Genomic DNA, 12,101 nt, shown 5'->3' with positions numbered 1-12,101 from the left:
TGGCCCGCTAGAGAAAGATCTTCACTGCCGCCAGGGTCAGCGCGACCCCCGGGAACGCGCCGATGAGCGCTTCGGACTTCTTGATCTCGCAGTCCTTGTCTGCAAGATTGAACATGGCCTTGTCCAGCTTCATGCCGGTGGACGCGAGGTTCACGCCGTTGAGCGCGAACTTGGCGTTGTCCAGCGCCATGTTCGCCAGGTTGGCCGTGATCTTGATGCCGTAGCCCTCGAAGATCTTGCCGCCGAACTGCTCCAGCGACATGTCGATGATCTTCGTCCCGCCGGGCGCGACCACCGTGAAGCCGGCCGGCGCATTGAATGTGATCGGCCCGGCGGCCGTCACCGTCATCGCTCCGGTCACCGTCTGCGTGAACGGCCCCACCTTCTGGGTGACCGCGCCCACCACGGTGTCGGAGCGCGTGCCGCTGACGTCGATGGTCTCGTTGCCCTGGACCGTCTGGTCGTGGTTCGCGCTCGTCGAGAGCCGGTGGTTGCCTGTCACCCATGTCGATTTCCACCCCGTCACTTCCTCGGAGTGGTTGGTCTTGATGGTCACGTACTGGTCCTTGTCCACGGTCAGCTCGCGCTTGCCGTGGATGGTGATCGTCTCGTTGCCGGTCACCTCTTCCGTGCGATCGTTCTTGATCTTCACCTTCTCGTCGTGGCCCACGGTCTTGGTGCGGTCGTGGCCCACGTTGCGCGTCTCGTCGGCCTCCACCTCGACGTCCAGGTTGCGCTCGGCATGCAGGTAGACCTGCTCCTTGCCCTTGTCGTCCTCGAACCTGAACTCGTTGAAATTGGCGGCGTTCCCCTTCGGCGTCGAACGCGTGCGAAAGCCGCTCTGGGTGTGCGACTTGAAGGGAATCGGCTGGTCGTCGTTGTAGACCCGCCCCATGATGATCGGCCGGTCGGGGTCGCCGTTCAGGAAGTCGACGATCACCTCCTGCCCGATGCGCGGCGCGAAGTAGCCGCCCCAGCCCTTGCCCGCCCACGGCTGCGACACGCGCACCCAGCAGGTCGACTTCTCGTCGCTCTCGTCGTAGCGGTCCCAGTGGAAGTGCACCTTCACGCGGCCGTGGTCGTCCACGTGCAGTTCGTCGCCCTTGGGGCCGACCACGATGGCGGTCTGCGGCCCCGGCATGGTGACGCGCGGCGTGAGGCGCGGCGCGCGGAACGGCCGGTCGGCCGGCATCACGGTGAGCAGGAAGGCACTGGTGCCGGGCTGCCCGGCCGCCAGCGCGGGCGTGGCCGCGATCAGGTCTTCGAGCACCTGCAGCGTGTCGGCGTTGACGGCGTCGTCGCGCAGCACCTCGGCCAGCGCCGCCTGCACCGGCCGCGCCGCGGACGCCGCGCTTGCGCTCACGCCTTCGTAGCCGCGATGGCTCGCGACGAAGGTGCAGGCCGCGATGATGTACTCGCCGTTGCGTGTGCCGTCGGGATCGCCCTCGAACTTGAAGCCCCGCCCCGCGGCGACATCGGGCCACGGCGTCAGCGCCCAGTGGCGGTCGCGGCGCGCGCGGAGTTCGTCGCCGCGCAGCTTGGCGCGGCTTTCTCCCTCGTCGCCGGTGAAGTAGCCGCCGGGGAACTCGAACATTTCGAGCGAGGCCAGCTCGTGCTCGCCGGATGCGTCGGCGTCGGCGCCGAGCTTTTTCTTGATGGCCTTGAAATCGCTGTCGCGCGACGCATGCTTGCCGGTGCCGAACTGCCGGCCGCTGACCCAGCGCGACACTTCGTTGAAGCGCGCCTCGGAGGCATCGGTGGCCATGTGGTGCAGCGTGTCGTTGGCCGGCAGCTTCTCGTGGGCGATGTCGCTGGCGTCCGACAGGTGCATGGTGCCGGGCGCGCCGTGCGCGTCGAACCAGTAGTAGATGCCTTCGTCCTCGAGCAGGCGCGAGAGGAATCCGTAGTCGCTTTCCTGGTGCTGCACGCAGTACCGGCGGGGGTTGTGGGTGCCGATGACGTTGTCGGCCCTGGTCTTCTTGAAGCGCTTGATGGGGCTGTCCTCGAACACGGCGTCGAGCACTTCGAGAACTTTCTTTTCCTGCAGGATGCGCGAGTTGGTGCGCTTGGTGAGCAGCCAGAACCACGAGCGCAGCGTGATGCGGTATTCGTAGTGCCGCCCGACGTGGCCCGCGCGCACGAAGCGCACCGCATGGCCCTGGCAGTGGCGCTCGTGCGTGCCGCCATCGGCGTCCTTGAACTCGATGACCACGTCGAATGCCCGCCCGAGGATGTCCTTGGCGTCGATGGCCTTGTTCTTCGACAGCACCGTGAGCTCGTAAGCCGACGGGCGCGCCAGCGCCTCGTGCCCCACGATGCGCCAGAACATCAGGTCGTCCTTGGCGGGGGAATCGCTGTCGATGCGGAACTCGTTGTCGGCCATCTTTTTCTCTTGTCCTGCAGGCGTGTCAGTCGAAGGCGTAGGTGAAGTCGGCGTCCTTCACGTCCAATGCCACGCGGCGGATCTCGCCGCCGGAGGCCAGGCGCTGCAGGTATTCGACGGAGATCGTCGGCAGCACGGTGTTGGTGAGGATCGCGTCGATCACCCGCCCGCCCGACTCCGGGTCCTGGCAGCGCGCGACCACCTGGTCGACCACCGCGTCGCTGTAGTCGAAGGGCACGCCGTGGTTGGCTTCCACGCGCTTCTTGATGCGGCCCAGCTGCAGCCGCACGATCTTCTTCATCATGTCCGGCGACAGCGGGTAGTAGGGAATGGTGACGATGCGGCCCAGCAGCGCGGGCGGGAACACCTTCATGAGCGGCGCCTTCAGGGCGTCGGCCAGCGCATTCGAGTCGGGCAGCAGCTCGGGGTCGCGGCACATGCTCATCACCAGCTCGCTGCCGGCGTTGGTGGTCAGCAGGATGATGGTGTTCTTGAAGTCGATCATCCGGCCCTCGCCGTCTTCCATCCAGCCTTTGTCGAACACCTGGAAGAAGATCTCGTGCACATCGGGGTGGGCCTTCTCCACCTCGTCGAGCAGCACCACGCTGTAGGGCCGGCGGCGCACCGCCTCGGTGAGGATGCCGCCTTCGCCGTAGCCCACGTAGCCCGGAGGCGCGCCCTTGAGCGTGGAGACGGTGTGCGCCTCCTGGAACTCGCTCATGTTGATGGTGATGATGTTCTGCTCGCCGCCGTACAGCGCCTCGGCCAGCGCGAGCGCGGTCTCGGTCTTGCCGACGCCCGAGGTGCCGCAGAGCATGAACACGCCGATGGGCTTCTGCGGGTTGTCCAGCCGCGCGCGCGAGGTCTGGATGCGCCGCGCGATCATCTCCAGCCCGTGCTTCTGGCCGATCACGCGCTGGTTGAGCGTGTCGGCGAGCTTGAGCACAGCCTCCACCTCGTTCTTCACCATGCGTCCGACGGGAATGCCGGTCCAGTCGGCCACCACCGAAGCCACGGCCTGCTCGTCGACCGACGGCAAGATGAGCGGCGACTCGCCCTGCACCGCGTGGATCTTCGCCTGCAGTTCGTGCAGCTCCGCAAGCAGCGCAGCCCGGTCCTCACTCCCTCCCCCACTGGGGGAGGGTTGGGGTGGGGGCACGTCGGCCTTGGCATCGCCGTCGGCCTTGACTGAATCCACCGGCTTGTTGCCCGCCCGCAGCTTGGCACGCAACTCCAGCAGCCGATCGACCAGCCCCTTCTCTTCTTGCCACCGCGCATTCAGCGCATCGAGCTGCACCTTCGACTCGGCCAGCAGCGCGGCCACCTGAGCGGCGCGCTTGGTTACGTCGATGCCGATAGCTTCCTCGCGGCCGATGATCTCCTGCTCCACCGTCAGCCCTTCGATGCGGCGCATGCAGTCTTCCACCTCGGGCGGCGTCGCGTGCTGCGACACGGCCACGCGCGCGCAGGCGGTGTCGAGCAGGCTCACGGCCTTGTCGGGCAACTGGCGCGCGGGAATGTAGCGGTGGCTCAGCTTCACGGCCGCCTCGATGGCCTCGTCGAGCAGCTGCACGCGGTGATGCTTCTCCAGCACGCTGGCCACGCCGCGCAGCATCAGGATCGCCTTCTGCTCGTCGGGCTCGGGCACCTGCACCACCTGGAAGCGGCGGGTGAGCGCCGGGTCTTTCTCGATGTATTTCTTGTACTCGGCCCAGGTGGTCGCGCCGATGGTGCGCAGGTTGCCGCGCGCCAGTGCAGGCTTGAGCAGGTTGGCCGCGTCGCCGGTGCCGGCCGCGCCGCCCGCGCCCACCAGCGTGTGGATCTCGTCGATGAAAAGAATGATGGGCGTGGGCGAACTCTGCACCTCGTCGATCACCTGGCGCAGGCGCTGCTCGAACTCGCCCTTCATGCTCGCGCCTGCCTGCAGCAGGCCGATGTCGAGCGTGAGCAGCTTCACGTCCTTCAGCTGCGGCGGCACGTCGCCGCGCGCCAGGCGCTGCGCGAAGCCTTCGACCACCGCCGTCTTGCCGACGCCGGCCTCGCCGGTGAGCAGCGGGTTGTTCTGGCGGCGGCGCATGAGGATGTCGACGATCTGGCGGATCTCCTCGTCGCGGCCCGTCACCGGGTCCATCTCGCCCTTCTTCGCCTTCTCGGTGAGGTCGACCGCGAACTTCTTCAGCGCGTCGCCTTTGCCCATGGCGGCCGGCGCCATCGCGCCGGCGTCCTCGCCCGGCGCGCCGCTGCCCATGCCGGTGCCGTCCTGCGCGCGCATCTGCGCCTCGGGCGAGGCATCGCAGATCTTCGCGAAGTTGTCGGCCAGGTCCTCGACCTTCACCTTCTCGAACTGCTTCGACAGCCCGAACAGCGGATTGCGCAGGCTCTGCGTCTTCAGCATGCCGACCAGGATGTAGCCGGTGCGAACCTGCGCCTCGCCGAACTGCAGCGTGGCATAGGTCCAGGCGCGCTCGATGGCGTTCTCGATGTGCGGCGAGAAGTCGCTGATGGCGGTGGCGCCGCGCGGCAGGCGGTCGAGCGCGGCGGTCATGTCCTTGGCGATGACCGACACGTCCAGGCCGTAGTGCTGGATCACGCGGTGCAGGTCGGAGTCCTGCGCCTGCAGCAGCTGGGCGAACCAGTGCTCCAGCTCCACGTATGGATTGCCCCGCATCTTGCAGAACACGGTCGCGCCCTCGATGGCCTTGTAGGCCAGCGAATTGAGCTTGCCGAAAAGTGCGGTGCGGCTGATTTCACTCATGGAGGACTCCGTATCTGTTCTGAACGAATGACGATGGATTTATTGAAAGACGCCCTGGCTGCCGATGCGCACGTCCGCCGCGTCCCTCGCGCGCGTGCGCTGCCCCAGCCACGAGACCCAGCCCAGGCGCGGGCCGTTGCCCTTCGCCTCGCCCAGGCGCGTGGCGGGCACCTGCTGTTTCTGGAGCACCAGTTCGGCGTCCCATTCGAGTTCGCCGCCGAGCAGCTGCAGCATCCAGCGCTGGAGCACCGCGCGCGCGTCACCGGTCGGCAGGAACATGCGGTACTGCTCGAGCGTGAGCGGCCCCAGGTGCAGGCGCACGCGGTGCTGGCGGTCCCAGGCGCGGGTGCCCAGCATCGCGCCCATGCCCATCGAGCGCGAGCTCTCGCCGCGCCCCAGCCGCGTGAGTTCCGCGGCCGGCAGGCTCATCCAGTGGCCGACCCAGCGCTCCAGCTTCACAGGCACGCCGAAGTAGCTGCACAGCACCGACTCCACGCTCTCCGCGTTGTGCACGCGCCGCGCGAGCCAGCCCGAGAAGTGCAGCCGCGCGTCGTCGTGGATCTGGTCGCGCGCCACGCGCCCCGGCGTGCCGATGCCCACCAGCGCGCCCACCTGCAGCCGGAAGCGGTCTTCGCCCGGCCGGTCCAGCGCCACGGCGGGCCGCGACTGCGCCCAGGCGCGATAGAAGTGCAGCGAGAAGCGGTGCGAGAAACTGTCGAGGAACGCCAGCCACGTCGGGTCGCCATGGTTCAGGCTGCGCTCGCGGATGAAGTCGCTCAGGTGCACCGGCAGCGGCCCGTTGGGTCCGATGTAGCCGAAGAACTGCTGGCGCAGGCGCGGCGGCGAATGCGCCGTGGCGGGCTCGAAGCGGCTGAAGCTCGCGGGCGCGAACGACAGCGACGGCTCCTGCCCCACGCGCACCGGCTCGGCGCCCGGCAGCAGCGCGCGGCCCCAGCGCGGCGTGGTCCTGGCCACCGATTCCAGCCGGCGCATCACGGCGAAGTAGTCGAAGGCCCACGGCTCGGCCGACCACTCGCGCAGCGCGGCATCGACGCGCACGTTCACAGAATCTGGCGCGTCCCGCACAGCGGCCTCCAGCGCATGGTCTCGCCCCTGCCCGCGATGCGCAGCACGGTCTCGACGAAATGATTGACCTCGACATGCCGCGCGAGAAAGCGCGCGAGCACGGCGCCGAAGAGGAACGCGCTGTGGCCGTGGAAGGCGTCCTTGTCGACCTCCAGCGTCACTTCAAGCCCGCGCCCGAAGGCGATCGGCCCCTTCATCGGCAGCCGCCGCGCCACGGGCTTGCTCTTGACCGACAGCAGGCCGCGCACCTGGCCCTGGCGCATCTCGTCGGCATGCACCGCGTAGAGCATCAGCGTTTCGCGCAGCGCGGCCGCGCCCTGCTCCGGCGTGCTGTCGGACAGCGACAGGTAGTTGAGCGCGAGGTGATCGACCACGCGCCAGCCCAGCCCCTGGCTCACCACCGGCGACACCGGCCGCGAAGGGCCGCGCACCATGCGCACGCGCTGCACCGGGAAGGAGTCGACGCAGTCGAAGTCGTTGTCGCGGCCCAGCGGCATCAAGAGGGGCAGGTCGCGGTTGGTGCACAGCGCCGTCACCGCGAGCTGCCGCAGCGAGGCCGCGTACGGCGCCTGCTGCGGATCGACGATCTGCATGTAGACCTCGGAGCCGATGTGGCTGCTGCGGTTGCCTTCGGTGCGTTGGCGCACCGACAGCATGCGCGGCTCGCGCGTGGTCGTGAAGTAGGCGGGGTGGCTGAGCCGGCTGCCGTGGAAGGCCGAGTAGAACGGCCGGAACGGCTGCTCGGCCGCCGCCGCGTCGGTGCCGGGCGTGCCGTGGCCGATGACCTCGGTGACGGTGTGCACCTCGAAGTCCTGCGGCCGCGTGCGGTCGGGCACCAGGTGGAACTGGCTCACGCCTTCGGTCATGGGCACGCGGTCGAGCCGCTTGGTGAACAGGTTGACGGCCGGCACGCAGTGCAGCTGCACGTTGTCGGCGCTCACCAGCTTCTCCAGCGCCGCGTCGCCGCGCGAGAACAGCAGCACGATCTCCACGTCGGCCACTGGCATGGCCGCGAGCACGCTCTTGAGGCCGCCGATGCGCGCGAACTGGAAGCGCTGAGGAAACGCGAAGTACTCCTGCAGCAGCCGAAAGCCCGAGAAGCCGGTGGCCGTGGCGGGCAGCAGCGCTTCGTCTTCCTCGAAGCCCACGGCGCCGATGGCGCTGGCCGGCAGGCTCTGCGCCGCGCCATGCAATGCGCCGGACGGCGACAGCGGCCGCACCAGCACGCCCACCGGCTGGCCCAGCGCGCACTCATGCAGTTGCCAGGCCACGTCTTCCGCGCCGCCGAAGTGCAGCACCAGGTCGTCGAGCGCGATCTGGCTGAAGTTCAGCCCGGCCGTCGCGCGCAGCCCTATGCGCAGGCCGCCGCGAATGGCGCGCGACTGCGGATGCGTGTTCAGCGGCAGGTCGGGCGCATAGGTGAAGTACTGCGCGCGTTGCACTTCCACTGGCCACACCCGCAGTGCGCTCGCGGTGCGGAACTCGCAATGCGTGTTCTGGCCCACGGCTTGCCGTGCACGCAGTCCGCTGCCGCGCGGCAGCGTGGGCCCGGCCGCGAGGTTCGCGTCGTCGGGGTCGGGCGCGATGCACACGACCACCATCGCCGGAGTCGGCGCGAGGAAGTGCGGATAGACGATGTCGAGCAGGTGGCCGGTGAAGCGCGGGTACTCGGCATCGAGCTTCAGGCCCACGCGCGCCGATAAAAATGCCGTGGCCTCGATGAGCCGCTCCACGTACGGGTCGGCCACTTCCTGCCCCTCGATGCCCAGGCGGTGCGCGATCTTCGGGAACGCGCGCGCGAACTCCGAGGCGCTCTCGCGGAAGTAGCGCAGCTCCTGTTCGTACAGGCTCAGCAGCCGAGGGTCCATGGGCGGACTTACCTTGGGTTTTGCGCCATGTCCACGATCTCGATGCGGCCCTCTTCGAGGTCTACGCGGCTTCGCATCAGGAACTCGAGCGGCACCGGCTGCGCCCACAGCATGCCGCGGATCTGCAGGCCGATGCTGTTGTGGGAGTCCAGTGCGGGTCCTTCCATGACGAGTTCTACTTCGAGGGTGCGGGACAGAATGCGCGGCTCGAACTGCAGGATTGCGTTCTTCAAAGCCTGTTCCATGCTGACACGCTGCACCGACGAGGTGAACTGGCCAGACAGCATAGGCAATCCGTAGTTGATGACCGAGCGCGCGACGTTCGGGTACTGCTTGTCGTCCATCGCGAGGCCGTGGCCGGTGGCATTGAAGAGCCAGCCCAGGTCGCGCAGCACGGCCTGGCGCAGCGCCTGCTTGGTGAGGGTGCGCTTCTCGTCGCTCTCGCGCTTCTCGTCGGGTGCATGGTCGATGAGCCGGTCGAGCAGCGAGGGCTGCAACCGCTCCTGCGCGGTGAGTTCAGCCATCGGCTTCGCCCGGCTCGGCAACGGGCGCGAAGAGGATCTCGCGCACGTCCATCAGCGCATGCTCGCTGCCGTCGCTGCTGCTCAGCACGCGCTGGCCATGCCCGGCCCACACCTCGGGCCGCAGCTCGCGCCATTCGGTCTTGCGCGCGAGAAGCAGCTCGCCGTCGCCGGTCTGCTCGGTGCCTTCGTAGCGCGTGGGAATCAGCGCGAGCGTTTCGCCGCCGTTCTCGAACTGCAGGTGCGCGGGCATCCACACGCAGTCGCGCAGGTCTTCGGGCGGATCGATCTTGATGTGCGCGAGCCGCGCATACGGAACCCAGTAGTACTTGCCGTTGACGAAGGCCTCGAGCACCGGGCCCAGGCGCATGTCGGCGTCGGCCAGCCATTCGAAGGGTGTGCCGTCGATGGTGCCGCCGATGGCGGGCGCGCCATCGAAGGCGCGCTGGCGCAGGTCTTCGGCCAGCTCGCTCTCGCCGCGGCCCTGCCGCAGCAGCGACTCGATGAGCAGCGCCAGCCATTCGTCGGGCTGGCCGAAGATCATCGGCGTGCGCTTGCCCGCGAACACGTCCGCGCGCAGGCCCTCGCAGCGCACCGCGTCGCCGTACATCTGCTTCATGGGCACGGCCAGCGCATCGAGTTCGGCGGCCACGGTGAGCTGGTTCAGCGCGCGCTCCCACTGGCCCAGCACGCACAGCAGCTGGGCCATGAACACGCGGTGCCTGCTGTCGGAAGGCTTGGCGCGCACATCGTCGCTCAAGGCCTTGAGGGCGGCGGCGGGGTCGGCGGCCTTGAGAAATTCGGCGGCGGTCGTCGTCATGAGTACGGCTCCTGTGTGGCTGTTGCGCTCAGGCGCGCGTGAACTGGCATTCGCGCACCGCGCCGCGCGCGCCGGTGGACTTCTGCGGCGCTGTCTTGACCTTGGCCGTGCGGTAGCTGATGGAGATCAGCTCCGAGGGCACGCCCCATTGCCCGCCGGAGTTGAGCACCAGCCGGCAGATGCGCGCGTTCTCCAGCGCCAGCTCGAAGGTGGCCTGCGCCTCGGTCGAGCGCTGGTCGCCGCCGGCCTTGAAGACGCTGATGACGACCTTCAGGTCCTTCTCCTGCGCGCGCAGCAGGCTGGCGATGGTGGCGGTGGCCGCGTCGCTGCGGCGCGCGACGATCAGGTTGTTGGGCACCACCTGGTTCTGCGCCGAGGACTCGGGCACCTGCACCGACCAGTAGTAGCCGCCGATGCTCAGGCGCGCCTTGCCGTCGTCGAAGGAGCGCTCGAGTTCGCCTTCGACCGGCGCGCCCTTGTTCTCGATCATCATGACCAGGTCGGTGTCGGCCGAGCCGGTGCCGATCAGTTCGTAGAACCGCCGGGCGTCTTCAGGGCTCCAGGAGCCGTCTTCTACCAATGCCATGTCACCTCCGGGTGCTTGCTTTGAAAAATCCGAACCGGCGTCATGGGCGTCATGGCCGGGCTGCGTTGTCGGGCGCGCCGCCGCTCCTTCGCAGCAGGGCCGCGAACACCTGGCGCTCGCGTTCGGCGCTGCCCGCGGGCGGCTGGCCGCCGCGCACGCGCACTTCCGACACCTCGGCCTGCGCGAAGCCCGCGCCGAACAGGCGCGGCGCGCTGTAGGGCGCGGCGGGCACGGCCATGACGAGCAGGCGCGCGTCGCCGGGCACGTCGAGCCAGGGCAGGTCGAAGCGGCGCGCCGAGGGCTGCTCCGGCGTGCCGCGCTTGAAGCGGTTGGTCTCGCCGGCGTTGTCGGGATAGACCGGCTGCAGGTTGCCGCCGCCGTCGATGCCGGCAACGACGAGATCGAGCGAACGGCCGCTGGTGTTGCGCACGTTCAGGCGCAGGCGTTCGCCGGGGCGCAGCGCGGGCATGGCGCCGGACGACTGCGCGAGCGGCACGCTGCGCAGCAGCCGATCGCCGCTCCAGACTTCGAGCACGGCATCGAAGCCGTCGAGCCGGCCATCCTTGCCATAGCCCTGCAGTTGCCCGAGCCACTTGAGCTGAGCCAGCGCCTGCAGCCGGCGGCGCAACGCGTCGGTGTCGGGCAGCACCACGGTGGAGAGCGTGGCACCGAACAGCGGCGCCAGCAATTCGAGGCGCTGGCCCGCGGGGCCGAGGTCGGTCCAGCGCACGTCGGCGGGCGATGCCTCGTCGGCCGCGCGGATGGCGGCGGGGTAGTCCAGGCTCAGGCCAGCGGGCAAGGGCCTGTCGGCGCGCACGCGCAAGGCAATCTCGGACGGCTCGCCCATCGGCGTGACGCTCCAGAAAGCTGCGGCCGACACATCCTTCAATGCCGCTGGCACGGCCAGCCCCGCACTGCCGGAGCCGGCCTGCGCGAGCGCGGCGGGCGCGGCGCGCACGGTGCCGTCTTCCAGCGTCGCGAGCACACGCACCTCCTGCCGCGCGGCCAGGCCGTCGAGCAGGCCGGCCTTCACGGCCAGGCTGTCACCGGTGCGCTGCGCGCGCCACACGGGCCGCGTGGAAGCCGGCGCGCCGCTGTTGGCGAACAGCGGCGCATCGAGGTTGCCTTCGGCCACCGGCGACGGCAGCTCGCGCGTGGGAAAGCGCTGCGCGAGTTCGTCGATGACCGGCGGATAGAGCGCGAGTACCCCGTCGAACAGCTCGCGCCAGGTGGCGGGCTTGCGCGACAGCGCCTCCACCACGGCCCAGGTCAGCAGGCCCTGCGGCCGCGCATTGCGCGTCTTGCGGGGCAGGCGCAGCTCGGGCGTGATCTGGTGGCTCTCCGACGCGAAGAAGGCGACATAGCGGGCGCGCGGCACCGCCTCCGCCGCGGGAGGCGCGGCCATGCCGGAACGCGCGGGCGCACCGCCCCCCGCGAGCTGCGTGGCGCGCAGGCCGCGCCAGCGCACCTCGTCGTCGGCCGGGCCTTCGGCGGTGGGCGGTGCGTCGGCGACGCCGCGCGTCATCGAGTTGGCCGAACAGGTGTCGAACACCGAGGCGATGAAGACGTTCTTCGCGAGGAAGGCCTGGATCCAGTCGTCGAAGTCGGCGTCGCGCAAGTCGCCGGCGAGCACGTTGTCGCTGCCGAGCGCACCGCGCACGTCGCGCGCGAGGAAGTTCTCGGAGAGGCCGTCGGGCTCCTGGTAGCGCTTGGCGACGTCGCGCAGGCGGGTGCCGTGGCCGGAGAAATACAGCAGCACGAAGTCGCCGCTTCTGGACTGCGCGAGCAGCCGCGCGAGGGCATCGTGGATGGCCTGCGCCTCTGGCAGCGCGGCGCCGCTCACGCCGTCCGCCAGCACGGTGATGTCGGCCGCGCCGAAGCCCTGTTTGAGCAGCGCGTCGCGCATGAGTGTCACGTCGTTGCGCGGCGCCTGCAGCCACAGGGCCTGCGGCTGGTTGACGAGTTCGGAGACGCCGACGAGCAAGGCGCGCTGCGTGGCGAAGGCGAGGCTGCCGCAGGCGAGCAACCAGAGCACGAGCAATGCCTGCAGGAGGCGGAGTTGCCTTGCTCCTTCCCCCTTTG

Annotated in this window: 8 protein-coding genes; all 8 read right to left on the bottom strand. The window is 69.2% G+C overall.

Annotated elements, in window-relative coordinates:
* Positions 1–7: 7 nt before the first annotated feature.
* The 8 genes from L3V85_RS05575 to L3V85_RS05540 are packed head-to-tail and all read right to left on the bottom strand — an operon-like array spanning position 8 to position 12,054.
* Positions 8–2,383 (bottom strand): type VI secretion system Vgr family protein, encoded by a 2,376-nt coding sequence (locus L3V85_RS05575; protein ID WP_237678411.1) that lies wholly within the window; start codon positions 2,381–2,383, stop codon positions 8–10.
* Positions 2,384–2,408: 25 nt separating this feature from the next.
* Complete coding sequence (tssH, locus tag L3V85_RS05570; RefSeq protein ID WP_237678410.1) at positions 2,409–5,138, bottom strand: type VI secretion system ATPase TssH; 2,730 nt, start codon at positions 5,136–5,138, stop codon at positions 2,409–2,411.
* A 39-nt stretch (positions 5,139–5,177) separates the two neighbouring features.
* Entirely contained in the window at positions 5,178–6,203 is a 1,026-nt protein-coding gene (tssG, locus tag L3V85_RS05565; protein WP_237678409.1) for a type VI secretion system baseplate subunit TssG, read from the bottom strand.
* Positions 6,200–8,092 carry a type VI secretion system baseplate subunit TssF gene (gene tssF / locus L3V85_RS05560; RefSeq protein ID WP_237678408.1) on the bottom strand — a complete coding sequence of 631 codons (1,893 nt, stop codon included), beginning with the start codon at positions 8,090–8,092 and terminating at the stop codon, positions 6,200–6,202. Before tssF ends, tssG begins: the two co-directional genes overlap by 4 nt.
* Positions 8,093–8,100: 8 nt before the next feature.
* A complete protein-coding gene (gene tssE, locus L3V85_RS05555; protein ID WP_237678407.1) occupies positions 8,101–8,616 on the bottom strand; it encodes a type VI secretion system baseplate subunit TssE in 516 nt (171 codons plus the stop codon).
* The gene (locus tag L3V85_RS05550; protein WP_237678406.1) at positions 8,609–9,433 is read right to left on the bottom strand and encodes a type VI secretion system accessory protein TagJ; all 825 of its coding nucleotides are present in this window, start codon (positions 9,431–9,433) and stop codon (positions 8,609–8,611) included. Before L3V85_RS05550 ends, tssE begins: the two co-directional genes overlap by 8 nt.
* A 28-nt stretch (positions 9,434–9,461) precedes the next feature.
* Positions 9,462–10,019 (bottom strand): type VI secretion system tube protein Hcp, encoded by a 558-nt coding sequence (locus L3V85_RS05545; RefSeq protein WP_237678405.1) that lies wholly within the window; start codon positions 10,017–10,019, stop codon positions 9,462–9,464.
* A gap of 49 nt (positions 10,020–10,068) precedes the next feature.
* Positions 10,069–12,054: a caspase family protein gene (locus L3V85_RS05540; protein WP_237678404.1), complete on the bottom strand. Its 1,986-nt coding sequence runs from the start codon at positions 12,052–12,054 to the stop codon at positions 10,069–10,071.
* Positions 12,055–12,101: the final 47 nt, after the last annotated feature.

The organism is Variovorax paradoxus, assembly GCF_022009635.1.
In the GTDB taxonomy this organism is placed as follows: Bacteria; Pseudomonadota; Gammaproteobacteria; order Burkholderiales; family Burkholderiaceae_C; genus Variovorax.
Note: the sequence above shows the minus strand (reverse complement) of the source record. Positions and strands in the feature narration are given on the sequence as shown.

Excerpts from the sequence above, each read along its gene's own strand:
- tssH (WP_237678410.1), bottom strand. The coding sequence starts at position 5,138 with ATGAGTGAAATCAGCCGCACCGCACTTTTCGGCAAGCTCAATTCGCTG.
- tssF (WP_237678408.1), bottom strand. The coding sequence starts at position 8,092 with ATGGACCCTCGGCTGCTGAGCCTGTACGAACAGGAGCTGCGCTACTTC.
- tssE (WP_237678407.1), bottom strand. The coding sequence starts at position 8,616 with ATGGCTGAACTCACCGCGCAGGAGCGGTTGCAGCCCTCGCTGCTCGAC.
- L3V85_RS05575 (WP_237678411.1), bottom strand. The coding sequence starts at position 2,383 with ATGGCCGACAACGAGTTCCGCATCGACAGCGATTCCCCCGCCAAGGAC.
- L3V85_RS05545 (WP_237678405.1), bottom strand. The coding sequence starts at position 10,019 with ATGGCATTGGTAGAAGACGGCTCCTGGAGCCCTGAAGACGCCCGGCGG.
- L3V85_RS05550 (WP_237678406.1), bottom strand. The coding sequence starts at position 9,433 with ATGACGACGACCGCCGCCGAATTTCTCAAGGCCGCCGACCCCGCCGCC.